13 protein-coding genes and 1 tRNA gene are annotated in these 17,969 nt (G+C 44.5%); 6 read left to right on the plus strand and 8 right to left on the minus strand.

The window, feature by feature from the left end; translation table 11 throughout:
• Nucleotides 1-536: 536 nt before the first annotated feature.
• A tRNA-Lys gene (locus GX089_05325) sits at nt 537-609 on the minus strand.
• 85 nt (nt 610-694) lie between these two features.
• Nucleotides 695-2,521, minus strand: a complete 1,827-nt coding sequence (locus tag GX089_05330) for a glycosyl hydrolase 43 family protein (GenBank protein ID NLP01895.1) — start codon at nt 2,519-2,521, stop codon at nt 695-697.
• A gap of 144 nt (nt 2,522-2,665) precedes the next feature.
• Here GX089_05330 and GX089_05335 point away from each other — a divergent pair, with 144 nt between their 5' ends.
• Nucleotides 2,666-3,202: a DUF488 domain-containing protein gene (locus tag GX089_05335; GenBank protein NLP01896.1), complete on the plus strand. Its 537-nt coding sequence runs from the start codon at nt 2,666-2,668 to the stop codon at nt 3,200-3,202.
• 193 nt (nt 3,203-3,395) lie between these two features.
• Here GX089_05335 and GX089_05340 read toward each other — a convergent pair whose 3' ends face one another.
• A complete protein-coding gene (locus GX089_05340; protein ID NLP01897.1) occupies nt 3,396-3,818 on the minus strand; it encodes a hypothetical protein in 423 nt (140 codons plus the stop codon).
• A 291-nt stretch (nt 3,819-4,109) separates the two neighbouring features.
• On the opposite strand from GX089_05340, the gene GX089_05345 reads away from it, so the two are divergent.
• Entirely contained in the window at nt 4,110-4,658 is a 549-nt protein-coding gene (locus GX089_05345; protein NLP01898.1) for a hypothetical protein, read from the plus strand.
• 115 nt (nt 4,659-4,773) lie between these two features.
• On the opposite strand, the gene argC is transcribed toward GX089_05345, so the two are convergent.
• Nucleotides 4,774-5,721 (minus strand): N-acetyl-gamma-glutamyl-phosphate reductase, encoded by a 948-nt coding sequence (gene argC, locus GX089_05350; protein NLP01899.1) that lies wholly within the window; start codon nt 5,719-5,721, stop codon nt 4,774-4,776.
• Nucleotides 5,722-6,201: 480 nt separating this feature from the next.
• The gene (locus GX089_05355) at nt 6,202-7,359 is read right to left on the minus strand and encodes a CBS domain-containing protein (protein NLP01900.1); all 1,158 of its coding nucleotides are present in this window, start codon (nt 7,357-7,359) and stop codon (nt 6,202-6,204) included.
• Nucleotides 7,360-8,131: 772 nt separating this feature from the next.
• On the opposite strand from GX089_05355, the gene GX089_05360 reads away from it, so the two are divergent.
• Entirely contained in the window at nt 8,132-8,635 is a 504-nt protein-coding gene (locus GX089_05360; protein ID NLP01901.1) for a hypothetical protein, read from the plus strand.
• A 16-nt stretch (nt 8,636-8,651) separates the two neighbouring features.
• Nucleotides 8,652-8,879, plus strand: coding sequence for a hypothetical protein (locus GX089_05365; protein ID NLP01902.1), 228 nt, complete (start codon nt 8,652-8,654; stop codon nt 8,877-8,879).
• Here GX089_05365 and GX089_05370 read toward each other — a convergent pair whose 3' ends face one another.
• Nucleotides 8,880-10,832: a sulfatase-like hydrolase/transferase gene (locus tag GX089_05370; protein ID NLP01903.1), complete on the minus strand. Its 1,953-nt coding sequence runs from the start codon at nt 10,830-10,832 to the stop codon at nt 8,880-8,882.
• A 168-nt stretch (nt 10,833-11,000) separates the two neighbouring features.
• Complete coding sequence (locus tag GX089_05375) at nt 11,001-12,752, minus strand: phospho-sugar mutase (protein ID NLP01904.1); 1,752 nt, start codon at nt 12,750-12,752, stop codon at nt 11,001-11,003.
• A 218-nt stretch (nt 12,753-12,970) separates the two neighbouring features.
• On the opposite strand from GX089_05375, the gene panB reads away from it, so the two are divergent.
• Nucleotides 12,971-13,789: a 3-methyl-2-oxobutanoate hydroxymethyltransferase gene (gene panB, locus GX089_05380; GenBank protein ID NLP01905.1), complete on the plus strand. Its 819-nt coding sequence runs from the start codon at nt 12,971-12,973 to the stop codon at nt 13,787-13,789.
• Between the two features lie 25 nt (nt 13,790-13,814).
• On the opposite strand, the gene GX089_05385 is transcribed toward panB, so the two are convergent.
• Complete coding sequence (locus GX089_05385) at nt 13,815-14,027, minus strand: hypothetical protein (GenBank protein ID NLP01906.1); 213 nt, start codon at nt 14,025-14,027, stop codon at nt 13,815-13,817.
• Nucleotides 14,028-14,318: 291 nt separating this feature from the next.
• On the opposite strand from GX089_05385, the gene GX089_05390 reads away from it, so the two are divergent.
• Nucleotides 14,319-17,969, plus strand: coding sequence for a hypothetical protein (locus GX089_05390; protein NLP01907.1), 3,651 nt, complete (start codon nt 14,319-14,321; stop codon nt 17,967-17,969).

Here is a 17,969-nt window from a genome sequence, read left to right on the forward strand (position 1 = left end):
GCATGTCGAATTGCATCATGCTCTACTTTAAAAAATCCACTTTATTAATAAGATATATTAACAACTACAGATTATACCATTTTGGGTGGGAAAAGAGCAATTGAGTCACCTTCCTGTCAAAGCACCTCTCTTACGAATCCGTAACCTGTCATCAATTCAACTATAAAATTCTCAAAAAAATTAACTCCGAGGTAAAAGGAAATTCAGGCAAGTCCATCCAAGTCACGTTTTGTCACAGCAGTTCTTTTAAGAATCCATAACCTGATAAAAGTATGAACCTCAAATTCAGGCGTAATCTCACAGCATAAAATCAGCCCTTTTTCAGCTTAATTAAACCCCCAGGTTGTATAGTTATAGTATTCGGTTTTGAGGTATAAAGTGTCCACCAAAGTGTCCACTCGGTGGACACCTGTCCACCAAAACAGGGGTTTTGAGGGTAATTAAGGGGTAGATTAGAAATGGATAATTTTAGCGGCCAGAAATAAAAAAGGCCTCTAAATCCTTATTATTCAAGTTTTTAGAAGCCTTAAAGTAAGTACACCATCCAGGACTCGAACCTGGGACCCGCTGATTAAGAGTCAGCTGCTCTACCAACTGAGCTAATGGTGCAGATTTCAAACAGATCTATAAAATAATATTTGCACCAGCCACTAAAAAAGGATTGTTCAAGTAAGATGCAGTATCGGACCTTTTGCTATAATCCCACAAAAACCCTCCCCAAAACCACCTGCGGGCTGACCAGCCGGATTATGAAAGGTCTGGAAAGGCCTCTGATGTTTATAACTGACTGATTGTGACCTGTTACCGGTTTCCTGTGCAGAAGACACCCCTTGAGGTTGTAAATCTCGATATTTGAGATTTTTGTAGAGGGATCAGGAAGAATCCGCAGATATCCTCTGTTAAGATGAAAAGAAAAATTTCCGCTGTTTTCAGAGATTGTACGGTGTATTTCTTTCCGGGAACTGACATCCGTTACCTGTGGTCCATCAAAAGTGTAACGGAAATAATCGAAATCCGCAAAACCTGCCGTGCCGGTGGTATTATAGGTAAATATTGCGATCCGTGATCCTTTCCAGAATCCGAATTTAAGTATGCAGTTTCCGCCGAGTCTTTGAAACGTTGTACCATCGAGACTATAGTAAAGTGCAGTAATATTGTCCAGATCTATGATTGCCTTAAGCAGGATAACACTGTCTGAAAACACGGGTCCGGTTGTAACTTCACCGTCTATCGATGTCCTGACATAGAATGAACCGGAGCTTTTTTCCACACCTATCCAGGAGAATCTGTCATTCATTATTGTCAAGCCGGCTATTTGCCCATCTTCCATTCCATTTATATGAAGACTGATGGTTGCTTCTCCTTTACGCCCCATGATTTTTTGTGTCATGGTGTTGGATGCACGGTAGACATCGGATGCCATCGATGCTTTAATCCTGAGAAAACCAGGTCTTTCAGTTAAAGAAAACATCGATTCCACGGGGTTATGATTTGTCTGCCACTGTAAACCCGGTTCCGGATCGGTAAATTCATCACTTGTCTGCGGGACAGAGATCGGATAAGTTCCATTCACATTGGGTTTTGTGTACGAAAGTACAGGCTCGCCATTTATCCCGATCTGCGGCCAGTCATCAATCCACTTGACCGGCTGAAGGTGGCAGATGCGACCGATCGCTCCTGTCGACTGAAAATGGATAAACCAGGATTCCCCGTTTTCCAGGTCCACCAGACCACCCTGGTGTGGTCCGTTAATGCTGGTTGTCCCCTGTTGCAGTACTTTCCTTGACTCATAAGGGCCATAAATACTTCGAGACCGGCACGCCGTCTGCCATCCATTCTCGACTCCACCCTCCGGGATAAACAGGTAATACCATCCATTTCGTTTAAAAATTTTAGTGCCCTCAGCACAGGGCCCGTCATAAACTTTCTGCCCTTCATCGAGTAACATCCTTCCATCAGGGCTCATCCTGTGAATCCAGATTCCCTGGTTGCAACCCACGAAGGCATGGCCCAGATATGCACTACCATCATCATCCCAAAAGGGGCATGGATCTTCCCATCCCTTAACAGCCTTGACTGTGTGAATTGTATCCCAAGGTCCTGCCGGATCCGCAGCACTGCTCATGAACAGACCCTCATCGGGTGTACAGAAATAAACGTAAAAACGACCGTTATAGTAACGTATCGATGGTGCCCAGGAACCTTTTCCGTACCTGTCAAAGGTTGAGTACTCCGGGGATATATCAAGACGGCGATATATCCGGGAGATGATTTTCCAGTTGACAAGATCCTTTGAGTGGAGGACCGGGATACCCATGAAATGGAATTCAGAGCAAACCATGTAAAAGTCAGATCCAACACGGATCAGATCAGGATCGGAGTAATCGGCATTGAGAATGGGATTTTTGTAGGTTCCGTCACCCTGATCTCCCCATGAAGAGGCTATCGGTGAGGATACTGTACTGAAGAATACAGTGAAAATGACGCAGATACCTGCAATATGGCTTGACTGGAGAGTCATCCGGATCCTTTACCGGTAAAAGTATAGAGTAAAAATTAAAAAATAGTATTTATGGCGCAGGCAAGGCGATTGCGTGTGACAATAGATATACTTGAGCAGGAATTGTATTTGCTCTCAGTGGGATTAAACCCGGGGCGAACAATAATGACCGAAGGTGAAAAGACCGTAAAAATCTGGACTATCGGGCACTCAACACGTACGTTGGATGATTTTATCGATGTGCTCTGGCATTTTAAGATAGTTTTGCTGGATGATGTGCGGTCGTACCCTGGATCAAGAAAGAATCCTCAGTTCAATAAAGAGATCCTGAGTAAAAGTTTGCCGCAAAAAGGTATTGAATACAGGCATTCAAAAGATCTGGGTGGAAGGCGCAAGAGCAGGGCAGATTCAAAGAACCTGGCCTGGAGAAATCCCATGTTTCGGGGATATGCTGATTACATGGAGAGTGAGGTGTTTTTGAAGGGTATAAATGATCTGATGGAAGCAGCTTACGAAAAGAGAACTGTGGTTATGTGTTCTGAGCTTCTGTGGTGGAGATGTCACCGGTCGATGATAGCAGATTATCTGAAAGTGAATGGATTTGAGGTGATTCATATTTTTAACAAGAGCAAGGTTGTACGGCATCCGTTTACTTCTGTGGCGAAAGTTGTTAATGGAAAGATTTATTATGTGAAGAAGTAATATCCCTTGTCATTCCTGTAAAAGCAGGAAATCATATATTAAAACATAAGAAAATGGTAGGGGCCGTGCAGACTGTCTCAGAATAGGAATATGATTTTGGGCGGCTGCCGCAGACGGCACCGGGATGCTTTCTGTCCTTCCTGTTGGGCAGGCATCACCTTCCGGCTCGTCGTTCCTGAAACTACCTTGTCAATTAAAGCTCGGTTTTATACCTCTTTCCAGCATCTATATCTCTAATAAACAAACCAGATATGTTTCTGCCTGCAGGATTTTTTGTACTGTACTTTCTTCCTGCAATATCATAAACATTGTATTCAGCATTTGGCTTGCGATAAATAACAGGTAAGCTCGTCAGGTGCCCGGCAGAAACAGAAATATCATCTGTAATAACCACCAGTGTATAACTGAATTTGCTGCTGGAATATAAAGGATGGCTAATTGTTAATTTACTCTCTCCGGTTCCGGTTTTATTGATGATTATCTCTCCTTCTGTTCCTTTTTCAACACCGATAATGTCAGGATTGCTGTTATGCAGAACAATATCGGATGATGCACCCGCAAAATTTCCAAGTTTGTCACGGATAAGGATTTTGACAATGAGAATTTTTGTTAACAATCAGCACTGTAAGAATTGATGTAACGATTAGTGCCCTGTTCATACCGCTTCCCGCAGCCCAAAGTGCTGTTTACGTCTTCCAGGGTGAGTATTTTTGAGCAAAGCTATAGGCTGTCTTAATTATAAGTAATATTATGCTATTTAGACAAGCATATTATATTGAGTTGCCATTAATCATAATCAAACATCGCTCTGGTTTCAGTAATAACCTGAATTGCTGCAGGAGAATCTTTCATATGTTCCAAATCCCCGAATAACATCAACTTTCTTCCGGATGTATTTTTCCAAAGTATGAGCAACAAGGAACCCCTCCCCCCATCAAGGTTTCCCGATCGTCCAATCGAACAGGCTGAAGGAAAGTGGTGGATAGCAAAGGTTAAGGCTCGCCAGGAAAAGAAGCTTGCATTCGATTTTGTCGCTGCAGGAGTCGAGTACTATCTTCCCCTCTATAAGAAAGTATACACCCGCCCGGGAGAAACCACCCGCAAGCGTATCTTTACACTTCCCCTGTTTCCCGGATATATTGTTTTTGCTCAGGACACCCCTCAGAATATATACCGCACCGGAAGAGTGGCGCAGTTGATCGAGGTGCGTAATCAGAGCCGGTTTATAAAAGAGATCTCGGCAATTTACTCAGCCCTGGAGGGCGGGATGGCGGTTATGCCTCTGGAGGAGGGCTTTGAGGTTGAGGAGGATGTGGAGGTAGTGTCCGGACTTTTAAGAGGCATAAAGGGAAAGATTGCGGAGATCAGAAATTCCCGTTATTTGATGCTTGAAGTGGAGGGACTTGGAAAGGCACTGGTAAAGGTAGATATGCGGAGTGTAAAGAAACTAGCCTGATTCGCACGAAAAGAAATTCCTGATTTAACCAGTGAAAGAAATTTTCTTAATCGTATATGAAGAATCAATGCAATAGACAGTTCGGATAAAAACAAAGCCAGATAGCCTGAAATTATCAACTTAAAAGGCCGGCAGTTTCCTCCAGGCCTAATGCGATATTCATGTTCTGGACAGCAGCACCTGATGCGCCTTTGCCAAGGTTGTCGAATCTGGCCATCACTACGATATGCATGTCACTGCCGAACACAAAAAGATCCAGCATGTTGGTTTCATTGCACTTAACGGGAGACAAAAACCCATTATCGAGGATCTGTTCCTGGTCTAAAGGCAACACCCTGATAAAAGGCTCTGAATCGAAATAAGAGGAAAGTACCCCATGCACATCCTCTACCGACACATTCTTCTTTAGCAGTTTTGTATTAAGAGGAATGCTTACTACCATGCCATTATAAAAACTTCCCACAACCGGAAGGAAAAGCGGGGGATCCTGCAAAGCGGTGTATTTCTGCATCTCCGGAATATGCTTATGCCTGAGTGTAAGGGCATAGTGCATAGGTGGTCTGATTTCTTCGGCATTTTGAGGGTCCTGATACCGGGCTATCATCTTTTTCCCCCCGCCACTATACCCGGTCAGAGAATAGCAAACGGCTGGATAATCTTCACCAACTATCCCAGCAGCCCTTAACGGAACCATGGAAATAACAAAACCTGTTGCATGGCACCCCGGGTTGGAAATCCGTTTTGCTGTCCGAAGCACTTCTCTTTGCTCTCTGCTCAATTCAGGCATTCCATACACCCAATCAGGAGCAGTCCTGAAAGCAGTGCTGGCATCGATAACTTTAGTCTTCGGATTGGTTATAAGCGATGAAGATTCTCTTGCGGCCTGGTCTGGAAGACAGAAAATTACAGCATCTGCATTATTAAGAAACTCAGTTTTAGTGGCAATATCTTTTCTTTTTTCTGAGGGAATCTCAAGCAGCTCAATGTCTTTTCTGGGCCTGAGTCTTTCCAGAATTCTAAGCCCGGTTGTCCCTTCCTGACCATCGATAAAAACTGTTGCCATAACATCTCCATCTTGCAATGATAAGCTTTAAAAATCGTATTTTCCGGCGGAAGGGTCAAATGGTTATTCTTGAATATGACAGGATTCTTTTATTTCTCAACAAGTTGTATCTTTTGAAGTGACAAGGAGTTACATGTATACAGTATCGGGGAGAAAAAAATCCGCTTGCGTCTTTTTCCTAAACGGGTTATATTATAAGTACCTCTTATTTTTCCTACCTGCAAGGCCCTCTTGCAGTATTTTGGGTGAAGCGGAAGCGCCGGGTCTCGTACCCGGCGGTTCTTTTTTTAAGACTGTGTACCACAGAACGACAATACGATAGAACGACAACGCGACAACACGAGAGTAAGTACCCAGTTCACCTATGGATCTGGAACAAACGATTCTGGATTATTCTCTAGAGGAAATCTGAGTAGGAACAATCGATATCGATGCCGATGCCGATACCGATATTCGAACCGGACTCACTGAGCAAATCTATTATTCGTTTCTATTATCTTTGGAAACACTTTCCTCCTCGAGGTCGAGTTTCAGAGCCAGAAAGCGCATCAGATCTCTCATGGCGACCATCCCTACCAGTCTTCCTCCATGGTCAACCACCATAAGCCTTGAGCTGCCTGTTCTGTTCATAAGAGAAAGTGCCTTCAGAGCATCTTCATCGATTGAGATAGTATTGTCAGTGGAGCATGGTTTAGCCAGTTCATCAACTGTGTGATGATTCCATTCCTCCCTGGGAATATTCCTGACATCGTTGATATTTACGCATGAAAGAGGTTTGGAATCTTTAACAACCGGGAACATCTTGTAGTGGTACTTGTAGATAAAGTCCTCGACCAGATGATCCACAGTGGTGTCGGCAGCAACTGTAACGGGCTCCTCTTTCATGAATCGTCTCACCGACTCTCCCTCCAGGGCATCCCTGACAAGCACATTCTGGTAGGACATTTTAGAGGCACTTCTGAGAAAAAGCCCGATAAGAGCCCACCAGATTCCCCCTATGAGTCCTCCGCCCAGTACAGAAAACACCCCCAGGAAAATCAGGAAGAGGCCGAAAGCGGAACCGACTCCGGAGGCCACTTTTGTTGCCCAGCGAAGATTTCCTTTCCATCTCCAGAGCACAGAGCGAAATACTCTCCCACCATCAAGAGGAAAAGCCGGAAGCAGATTAAAACCGGCTAAAATAAGGTTGATGGTTCCCAGGTAGCTTAGCACCAGACTTGGAGGCCTTGCCAGGATTCCCCGGGTGAAAGAGAGGAGTGCAAAACAGAGAGCCCCTACGCCGATACTTGCCAGGGGTCCGGCAATGGCCATCAGAAATTCCGCCCTGGGGCTCGCAGGCTCATCATCCATCTCAGCCACTCCGCCGAAAATAAAGAGGGTGATTCCTTTCATGGGGAGGCCGAAACGACGGGCCACAAGGGAGTGGCAAAGCTCGTGGAAAATTATAGACCCGAAGAGTCCAATTGCCCCCAGAACCCCTAAAACCCAGTAGGTTGATGGTGAGAGAGTGCGGTCGTAGAGGGGAAAGACCCCCTGGGCCAGGGACCAGACGATAAGCAGGGCGATGATAATCCAGCTTGTATCGATACGGACTTCAAAACCGAGAAGTTTAAATAGAGTGAATCGGGTTCCAAACATGTGCCCTCCTTGAGCATAGAGAAAGGCATTCCGCCCTGAAGCCTGTTTACTATAATGATAGAAAGCAAAGGAGGTGCCACGGACGGGGGCAGGGGACGGACTATGTTTTTGCTTTTAAGGATTCTGTTCACAGATTCACCTTGTAGATAAAATTGTGATATATGGTCTTAATTCATGTGAAATCAAGGGTTTATGTTGTTGGATCGGTGATGACGGGGATAGAATAGCAATTTAAGACTCAAATTGATCGATAACAGTTTCGCTCCGGAGATAACTTAAGGACACTGCCTTTTTAGGCTGTAAGGCTAATCTCTTCTAGGAAGATGAAAGCATGAATTAAGTCTTAACTCAAGCAATTTCAAGGTGTTATGTCTCTCAATGGGCAGGGGACGGACTATGTTTTTGCTTTTAAGCATTAGGTGCCCGGGGTCACTGTGTCACCTCTGGGGTAACGAAAAGACTTAACCGCTTAAGTCACAGATTCACCCTTAACCACCAAAGAATACCCTAGTTGCAGGTGGACTATTTATTAGTTGATCACGTTTCATCAGGTGCCTTATCTCAGGAAAAATCAAAGATTTATCATAATGGATGAGTTGGGGACGGACTATGCTTTTTCTTTTAAGCACCTGGCGCCTGGGTCACTATGTCACCTCTGGGGTAAAAAAACTTAAGCGCTTTTTGCTATTTCACCCAAGGTGAATTTCCCCCCTCCCAACTGGCACATCCTTAGCTCTCTCTTAATAAAGAATCACACAAAAAGAGGTTCCCCATGAGAATCATATTCTGTTTGTTCCCGGAAATCGATTACGCCAAAAAGGCTATCGAAACCCTCCTTCAGGCAGGTCTGAAAGAAGAGGAGATGAACTGCATAGTGCAGGAGGCGATGGCAAAGGAATATCTGAAAATCCAGAGTAATGAACTCTCCTATCAGAAAGGAACCGAACAGGAAAAGCTAGGGGGACTTAAGAGGCTTTTCGGGGGTCAGCAGCCAATAAATGTCAGTGACACCGGAAGGATATATGTAGCAGGGGTAGTGGCCACTACGATGGTGGGTGCGGCAGTAGAGCAACCGGAAAAGGGTCTGGAGTCAGTTTTAAAGGAATTTGGCCTGCCTGCAGAGATTGCCCGAAAATATATTGATGGTCTCTCCGAGGGAGCTCTTCTTTTCTGGAGCAGAACCGATGAGAATAAATCCGGAGATGTTATCCTGATTATGGAGAGATTTCTCGCCTCAGATATCACAACTGTCTCTCCGGGACCTCCAACCAGGTAAAAGAAAGATGATAATTATGGATCAACAGGAGCTAGTCGAACTGGGAAATTTCAAAGACCTGCGTCAGGCGGACCTGGCTCAGGAAATTCTGGAATCCAACAACATAAACAGCTTTGTTGTCGGAAACAGCAGCGATCTTCTCGATATGCGTGATGTAAAGGAAATCCGCATAAAAGTAAACAAAAGTGAACTGGAAAAAGCCATTCTTATCCTTGACACCTTCTTTCCCGGCTCCTGGAGATAGTCAGTTGCAGGTTCCAGGCCATATCCGGTTGCTCTCAAGCAGCACCTGATTCATCATTATCTTCATAAGGCTCTTCTCCAGTTTCAGCACTACCGGCCTGAGAGAATCCTGATCTATGAGATTGCGCTTTTCTCCGGGGTCAATTGCCAGATTGTAAACTGCACGAAAATCACCCCTGAGCCTCTTGACCATCTTGAAGGGATAATCCACACTTACCAGGTAGATTCCATCATAGGGCTGTGTCAGCAGCACCGGTTCACGCTCTCCTGGATCAAGAATCGATTTTCCGGCAGAGTGATGTGCAGGGTTAAGATTGAGCAGATCAAAAAGAGTAGGCAAAAGATCTATCTGGGAATAGGCGCGGCCTGAGAGGCGCAGCGGTTTGAGACGTCCTCTCCAGAGAAGAAGAATCGGGGTCCGGAAATTTTCCTCCCAGGCGCCTTTTTCATTTTTCATCGTGTGCTCACCCGATGGGAATCCGTGATCACCGACAATCACAACTATTGAATTCCTGAGCCACTCTCTTCTGTCAAGCTGCACGAAAAACTCCCTTAAGCAGGAATCGGACAGAAACATGGAATTGCGGAAATTGAGCGCATAATCCTCAGGACCGGCATCAGGGTAGAGGTATTTCTGATTATCAGGCATGCTGTTGAACATCATGTGGTTTGACACATTAAGAGTAGTCACAAAAAATGGTATTCTCTTTTGTTTTGAATCGGTTTTCTCCCATTCCTCATCAAGCATCCTGAACACTTTCCGGTAGAAATAATCATCCTGAAGTCCCCACCCCCAGCGGTTTTTCCTCTCTTCACTGTCAAGAATGTCTTCTGTCATAGACCACACGTTGTGGTATCCCGCCTTTTTCATGAATTCACCGGTATTATCATAGTTAAGATCATGATAAGCCTTGATAAAATATGAGCGGTAGCCATACTCGGACAGAATCGCAGGCAGACACCTGATGTTAAGGTCAGTCATCGATGTGAACTCTTTTTTACGGAATCCGGGAAGATTTCCAGTAAGAAGGGCAAAAAATCCACGTGCTGTCTGCACTGAATTCCCGTAAAAATGCTCTGCGTAAACCCCTTGAGGTATTAAACTGTTGAAAAAAGGGGTAATCTCGTCTCCTCTCCCGGTTCTCTTCTCTATCAAACTGCCATTACATGATTCGAGACAGACAAGAAAAATATGAGGCAGATTTTTGCATGTATTGTCTGCGATTGAAGCGGAATCCGGCATGTGTACGTAAGGGAAGGGTTTATCGAGAAGGCTTTCGGCCTGTTTGATTGCTCTCTGTTGAATCGAGTAATCTTTGTAAGAATGATACAGGGTGTAAAACTGATCCATGTTCCGGAAAGGAGCGTTTATCAGCAGAGTATAGAGTACAAGAGAGATCATACCTCTTAACAGGGGATATTTTGGCCTGAACCTGCGCCTTTTTTTTCTTTGATGTATTCTCATCAATACAAAAAGCGAGGAATAGAAGAGGAAAAGCATGTAAGAGGAGAGATTCAACCGTTCGAAAAGAAGTATCCAGGATTGTTTATAAGAGAGAAGATCGGCATTAAGATGCAGCAGTGAATAATCAAAAGGAGCATCCTCTGTTACAAAGAAGAGTGTGAGGAGAAAGTAGATAAGGCAGAGAATAGCAGTCAAAGCCTTTCCAGCACTAGAGATAGAATACAGAAGATTTTTTACTGCCTGTATCAGCAGGAGTGGAAGGAGGAGGGAAAGAAGCAGGCCAGAGGGAAAAAGATCAGGTTCAGTATTTTTAAGCAGGACAGATTTTACAATCAGGATTACCTGCATGGAGATCAGCACCCAGGTGGAGGGGTAAAGCACAAGCCCCGCAATGGTGACAGGATTTGTCAGAAGGTGTATCAGTGAGGAGAAGACTATTCCAGGAAAACTCCTTTTCTGTGAAAATGAGGCGGGAAACCTGTTAGCCATAGCATCTGGTAGGAGGGCAAAAGTCATTCCAGATAGACAGGGGCAGTGAAGCGCTAAAGCTTAAAAGCAAAAAAATAGTCCGTCCCTCGATTTTTTACACGCATCTGCATAAAAAAAAAGGACCCTCTCTTGCAAGATCGGGTCCCAATTCACAGCCGATTCAGAAGATCATTCAAACAAATTGTTGAGCGCCTCGCTGATTGCCTCGATTTTGCCCTTTACCGACTCCATTGCCCTATCAATATGCTCCCCAGGGTTAGCTCTGCAGGAGGCGTAGAATTTTATCTTGGGTTCGGTTCCGGAGGGTCGGGCAGTGACAATACTGTTATCGGTGAGAATAAACTGGATTACATTTGACGAGGGCAGGTTGATATCCCTACGTTTGCTGTTCTCATCGGGATAGAAACTGGTCCCGTCCAGGTAATCTTTCATGACAGTAACTTTCTGACCGGCAAAGGTCGAGGGGGGATTGCTGCGGATTTTTTCCATCATGCTGTTCATCGTACGAAGCCCGGCCTCACCCTTGAATACCCTGGAGATGAGTGTTTCCTGAAAGTAACCGTACTTTTCCCAGATCCTTCTCAATTGATCCCAGAGGCTCCTTCCCTGACTCTTGTGATAAAGGGCCATCTCTGCTGTCATGGTGGCTGCCGAGACTGCATCCTTATCCCGAACGTCTTTGTTTACCAGAAATCCGTAACTCTCCTCATCACCAAAGACGAAGTCATACTTTTCCGGCCCGGTCTCAAAATCCCGTATCTTTCCAGCGATCCATTTAAACCCGGTGAGCGTATCAAAGGAAACAGCGCCGTAGCTCTTTGCGATGAGAGACTGCAGTTCAGATGTTACAATTGATTTTATGAAAGCCGGTCTGGGGGGCATCTTTCCCAGCTCCTTACGGGAGCTGAAGATGTAGTCAGCAAGGAGAACTCCAAGCTGGTTGCCGCTGATAAGGCGGAAAACCCCATTGTCAGGAGCAGCTATTCCAAGGCGGTCGGCATCGGGATCGGTACCCATCACCAGATCCGCACCTTCTTTTTTACCCAGATCAAGTGCCAGTTTCATCGCCGAGGCTTCTTCAGGATTTGGATATTTCACCGTGGGAAAATTTCCGTCGGGATCTTTCTGCTCAGGTACAAAAGTGACCTGTATCCCCATCTCGCTCAGCGCTCTCTCGACCGGGACAGCACCTGTTCCATTAAGCGGAGTGAAAACTACTTTGAGATCTTTCCCTTTTTCTCTGATCAATTCCGGCCTGAGGGAGCACTCCTTGACCATGCTGATAAAAGGCTCATCGGTCTCCCTGTCAATCATCACCAGAATGCCAGTTTTTATGGCTTGCTCTTTTGTTATAATGGGAATGGGGCCCGATACCGACCGCACCTCACTTATTATCCCCTTGTCATGAGGAGAAACCACCTGGGCGCCGTCGCTCCAGTAAACTTTATAACCGTTGTATTCCGGAGGATTATGGCTGGCTGTCACCACTATTCCGGTTGATGCTCCCAGTTTTCTTACTGCAAAGGACAACTCAGGAGTAGGGCGGATGCCGGTAAAGAGATAGGTTTTGATTCCGTTGGCACATAACACAAGCGCAGCTTCCAGAGCGAATACATCGGAAAAATTTCTTGAATCGTAGGCGATAACAGCGGAGTTTTCTTTGTCTGGAAAGGCTTTCCGGATATAGTTGGCCAATCCCTGTGTGGACCTTCTGACAACCAGCGGGTTCATCCGGTTGTATCCTCCGCCAATCACTCCTCTGAGTCCACCGGTACCGAATTCAAGATCAGTGTAGAAACGGTCGCTAAGCTCTGTAAAGTCTTGTTTTTCAATCAGTTCAGCCACTTGTGAGCTGAAAAAGGAATCCTGCTCTGATGAGATATATTCCCTTGCTTTCTGAAGCAGTGTCTCGTTATTCATCATTAAATCCCTTCCAGAATGATCAATTACTCTGAATTTTGAAAATGAAATGGTCAAATCAGCTTAAAATAAAATATTTCCGGCACAAGGGTAGTAAAGTTACGATGATTGAGAATAAATTATGGTGGCGCTGCTTTAAGAATACTTTTAATTAGGGAAATAAGGAATCAAAACCGATACCCCTATTATTATTTTAAGTACAGATGGAGGATAACGGAATGAAAAAGACAATTGAGTTTCTACATAGCAAAAAAAACAAAACACCGATCACCATGTTGACTGCCTACGATTTCCCGTCCGCGCAGCTTGAGGATGAAGCCGGGGTAGATTGTGTGCTTGTAGGAGACAGTGTGGGCACCAATATCCTGGGTTACGAAAGTGAAAAAGAAGTGACCATGGATGACATGCTGCATCACCTCGCTGCCGTAAGACGGGGGGTTAAGGATGCCTACCTGATAGTGGATATGCCTTTCGGGTCTGCTGATGATCCCTTTACTGCGTACAGAAATGCAGAGCTACTGATCGATAAAGGTGCTGATTGTGTTAAGGTCGAAGGGTGGAGTGAGAAGAAAAATGTGATCTCCTGCCTTGCTGAAAAGGGAATCGATGTATGTGCACATATCGGTTACAATCCTCAGATCCATGGCAGTAAAGCGAAAACATTTGGCAGGGACAAAGCTCAGGCCCTTGAACTGGTAGAGAGCGCCTCAGTACTGGAAGCAGCAGGAGCAGTGCTTCTGATTGCTGAGAAGATTCCCGATGAGATTTCTGCGATCATTACATCGAAGCTCAAAATTCCAGTGATCGGAATAGGGAGTGGAGTGTCCTGTGACGGGCAGGTACTGGTTTTAAACGATATACTTGGAACAGGTCATCATGCGTTCCGCCATGCGAAAAAATACATGGATTTCAGAAATCTGGCTTTGCAAGCAATAAGAAATTACCGGGAAGAAGTAGAAAAGAGGATCTTTCCGTCAGAAGAAAACCTTACTCATCTGTCTCCAGAAGAATTAAGTGAAATAAAGAAAGTGATCTGACTGTCAGGATTCCTGCAAACGCTTGTCAATCCACCTTATCCAGCACTTCAGTAACCAGGTGTGTGCTCTGGTCACCGGGAGTAATATACCAGAAAAGAAGTGTATTGCCCTCGATTGTAAAACACTTATCCCAGCTTCCGCACGGCCGGATATTCCCATGGCGCTCCCGTGCCCGTGAGAGAAGATTAGATCTTGCTCTCTGAATTCTTTTATGTGGTTTCGGATTGAATAATTTCATCTCTTACCTTTATGTTCTGCTTCATTATATGTATAAAGATTACGTCTGTTGATCGGAGTATATTAAACTGCGCCTTTTTATCCAGAACAGAGTTTTGCCACTATAAATGAAAACCGTACTTGTGCTTAATGCTTTTTTTTACAAAATCAATTATAAGACTTGTTTCTTGTTTTAATTGTATAATCATTCGGAGATTGTCTTTTATGGAGTATCTTTTTGAAAAATGGGATTATTAATCACTTTAATTATGGATTTGTCATGATGATTTGTCATCAACTTAAGCGTTTTTTTATGCTGTCTTTGCCGATCATCGTCTTCTTTGCCCTGCTTTCTCATGCCGGGGCTGCGAGTGTGGAAAACATCAGACTTAATCAGCTTGGTTTCTATCCGGCAGGTCCAAAAATCGCCGTCGTGGTCTCACCTGAAACCTGGTATTTTTCTATTAAAAGTCCTGATCTTCAAACCACATACTACTCAGGGGAACTATCATCCCAGAAATACTGGACTTCATCAGGTGAAAATTTAAAGATCGCTGATTTTTCCGGTTTTACCAGAGAGGGAACATATGTGGTTTATGTTAATGGGATTGGCGCTTCCTACCCTTTCAGCATTAGAAATGATATCCATAGTGCTCTGTCAAGGGGACTTATCAGAGCTTTCTATTATCAGAGGGCATCTGCACCTTTACCTGCCAAATATGCCGGGATCTGGCAAAGGGATGGAGGTCATTTTGATGACTATGTCATTGTACACAACTCAGCAGCATCTGACCCCCGAAAAGAGGGTGCAAGGAAGGCGGGGGAGGTTTTTTCTGCTCCCAGGGGGTGGTATGATGCTGGTGATTATGGAAAGTATGTTGTTAATGCAGGAATAACTACCTATTCTCTCCTTCTGCTCTATCAGCAGTTTTCTACCTATTTTGACACTCTTAACCTTAACATTCCCGAATCGGGCGGACTGCTTCCTGACTTGCTTGATGAGATTAAGTGGGAGATGGACTGGCTTTTAAAAATGCAGGATCCGGCAGATGGGGGAGTGTATCACAAACTTACCGGGCCAAATTTTTTAGGGGATTTGATGCCTGCATCGGCAAGTGAAACCAGGTATTTTATCGGCAAAGGTTCAGCAGCTACATTTGATTTCGCCGCTGTTTGTGCGCTTGCTTACAGAATTTACAGAGACTTTATACCCTCCTTTGCAGATTCCTGTCTGGAGGCGGCAAAGTATGCCTTTTCCTGGGGATTGGAGCATCCTGACAGCACTTTTACAAATCCTCCCGATATAGTCACGGGTGAATATGGTGATCGGAACTGCTCAGACGAGCATTTCTGGGCAGCGGTTGAACTGTTCCTGGCTACTGGTGACTCTGCCTATTCTCACGACAGCAAAATTTATCAAAAGAGTTACGGTTCCCCTGCATGGCCTGATGTGGGGATGCTTGGGTTTTATTCGATGGCCGTGACTGTTGATGATTCGCTTTCAAAAAGCAGGGTTCTATCATTAGCAAATTCATTCCGCAGCAGAATCAAATCCTCCCAATATCAAACCACTGTCGGAAATGGTGATTTTTACTGGGGTAGTAATGGTGTAGTGGCAAATTACGGGATGGCTACACTGGTTGCATACCTTTTGTCAAAAGATCCCTCCTATTTGGAATCATCCATTCACTCTCTTGATTACCTTCTGGGGAGAAATGCTACAGGGTATAGTTTCGTTACAGGATTTGGTTCAAGATCAGCAAGGAATCCGCACCATCGTCCTTCAACTGCAGATGGTATCCCTGATCCTATTCCGGGTTTTCTGGTAGGTGGACCCAATAATCAGTCAAGAAGCGGGGAGTACTGTCCGGCGAATTCCTATCCTATATTTCCCGCGAAAGCATGGCTGGATAATAATTGCAGTTTTACAACAAATGAGGTGGCTATTAACTGGAATGCTCCTGCCGCCTTCCTGGCTGGCGGACTCGAGGCAATTTTCAACACTTCAGAATTTGATCTTAAAGACCTCTATGAAAAGAGAGTACCAGATACCATTGCCCCGCAGTCATCGCTTTTCCGGGTTTCGAGATGTGGACCTGACGAAGCACTAATCACACTGACAACAACAGAGAGTACAGTGGTGGCAATTGAATACAGTACAGATCCCTCTTTTTCCACCACTGGTAGTATCATTATTCCATGTGCTGACAGTACCGATGTAACCATTAATGGTCTGATTCCATCACAGGTTTATTATGTCCGGTGTACTTTTATAGATGTTAGTGGAAATTTCTCTGCAAAAATCGACTCTTTAAGTACTATACCAAGTCCACTTTACTTCTCTTCCATTTATTCACCGGAAATTTCAAAGTACAGGATCGGCGAAGACCTCCGGATATCTTTTAGTGGTTCTGAAGGTATTACTGCCAGTCTACTCTTCAGCGAGGGAGGTAAACCGGGGGTGGATACGCTTGGTTTTAAATATGATGGAAATCTGTACAATGTACAGATCCCGGGAGAAAAAGTCACAGTTTCGGGAATTATTTATTCAATTCTTCTCATAAAGGAAAGTGATACGCTTCTTACTGCCAGGAGATCTATAGCACCGGAATCCGTTTCTCTTACTGTACAGAGTTTTACATCTCCGAAAACTTACCGCATGGTTTCTATTCCTCTGATTTATTCCCCTGTATCTTCCTATTCAGTATTTAAAACCGCTTTGGGAGATACCTCGAAATGGCGTTATTACGGTTATGAATCGATAAGCGGAGAATACATCAGGTTTGATGAAATCAGAAGCGGAGAAGGGGGCTGGCTGTATCACACTGAAAGCCGCTCGTTTACCCATGAGGCGAATGGGATAAAACCGGATACGCTTTTTCCTGTCTCCCTTAAAAAGGGATGGAACTGTGTGGGAAATCCTTTTCCCTTTCCGGTATTCTGGGATAATTCACTTGTAAAAAAAGGAAACTTACTGATTCGGATTACTGATGTTTCGGCCTCACGATTTATGCGGCGCCAGTATTTTACGTATGAGGACAAATATCCTGACACCTGGAACAATGGTGAGTACTTTTCCAACCGTGATCTTGTGAAACATGTTTATAACGACACAGCACGTCTTTACCCATGGCAGGCCTGCTGGGTTTATGTTGAAACGGATTCTGTTACATGTTTTATAAACCCTGCTTCTGAAAGAGTAAAAGCTCTGGGTAAAAAGAAAAGTAAAGAAACCGAGTTCTGGACCTGTCTTTTCAAAGCTTCCACAGGAGCGTTTTCTGATATTTCTGTTTTTGGCGCATCCGAAGCCGCCTCTGATGGCTATGATACTTATGACTCCCCAAGACCGCCATCGATTCATTCACAGTTTAAAATCGGTTTTTCTCATCCTGACTGGGGAAATGACCTTTATATGTCAGATATAGTTGGTTTGAAAAAGGGATCTCATTCCTGGATGCTGAAAATAAAAAGTACGACCGGAAAGCCGGTTACCCTTTCCTGGGAGAAAGATGGGAACAACAGTGGAAGCCTGATCCTGAGAGACCCGGTAAGTGGAACCATTATAGATATGAACAGATCAGCCACTTACACCTTCTCTCTGAATAGTGGTGAAGAAGAAAGGGAACTGGAAGTAAGCTGGAATCAGAATTGTGAGTTTCCTGCAGTAAAGGAACTTAACAGCTGGTCATTTACTACAGCAAAAACCGGAGCTGGTACAGCATTGAAAATCCAGTACACTGTTCCTTCCTCGGTAAAAGGAGATTGCCCTGTATTCATTGGAATTTACGATATCAGCGGTCGCTCTGTTTATGAGCTTGTAAATGAGCGCAGGAGGGCGGGAAAGTATACTGTAACCTGGGAGGGAACCGGCAGGATGGGATCAGAAGTTTCCAGAGGAATGTATATCGCCCGATTTAAGACTCCGTCATATTCTAAAACAAGAATTGTAAATGTTATCAGGTAA

This window comes from Fibrobacter sp., assembly GCA_012523595.1.
In the GTDB taxonomy this organism is placed as follows: Bacteria; Fibrobacterota; Chitinivibrionia; order Chitinivibrionales; family Chitinispirillaceae; genus JAAYIG01.

Bases quoted from the DNA above. Each gene is read 5' to 3' on its own strand.
- argC (NLP01899.1), bottom strand. From the start codon at position 5,721: ATGGCAACAGTTTTTATCGATGGTCAGGAAGGGACAACCGGGCTTAGA.
- GX089_05390 (NLP01907.1), top strand. From the start codon at position 14,319: ATGCTGTCTTTGCCGATCATCGTCTTCTTTGCCCTGCTTTCTCATGCC.
- GX089_05375 (NLP01904.1), bottom strand. From the start codon at position 12,752: ATGAATAACGAGACACTGCTTCAGAAAGCAAGGGAATATATCTCATCA.
- GX089_05365 (NLP01902.1), top strand. From the start codon at position 8,652: ATGGATCAACAGGAGCTAGTCGAACTGGGAAATTTCAAAGACCTGCGT.
- GX089_05360 (NLP01901.1), top strand. From the start codon at position 8,132: ATGAGAATCATATTCTGTTTGTTCCCGGAAATCGATTACGCCAAAAAG.
- GX089_05370 (NLP01903.1), bottom strand. From the start codon at position 10,832: ATGGCTAACAGGTTTCCCGCCTCATTTTCACAGAAAAGGAGTTTTCCT.
- GX089_05335 (NLP01896.1), top strand. From the start codon at position 2,666: ATGACCGAAGGTGAAAAGACCGTAAAAATCTGGACTATCGGGCACTCA.
- GX089_05385 (NLP01906.1), bottom strand. From the start codon at position 14,027: ATGAAATTATTCAATCCGAAACCACATAAAAGAATTCAGAGAGCAAGA.
- GX089_05330 (NLP01895.1), bottom strand. From the start codon at position 2,521: ATGACTCTCCAGTCAAGCCATATTGCAGGTATCTGCGTCATTTTCACT.
- GX089_05355 (NLP01900.1), bottom strand. From the start codon at position 7,359: ATGTTTGGAACCCGATTCACTCTATTTAAACTTCTCGGTTTTGAAGTC.
- GX089_05345 (NLP01898.1), top strand. From the start codon at position 4,110: ATGAGCAACAAGGAACCCCTCCCCCCATCAAGGTTTCCCGATCGTCCA.
- panB (NLP01905.1), top strand. From the start codon at position 12,971: ATGAAAAAGACAATTGAGTTTCTACATAGCAAAAAAAACAAAACACCG.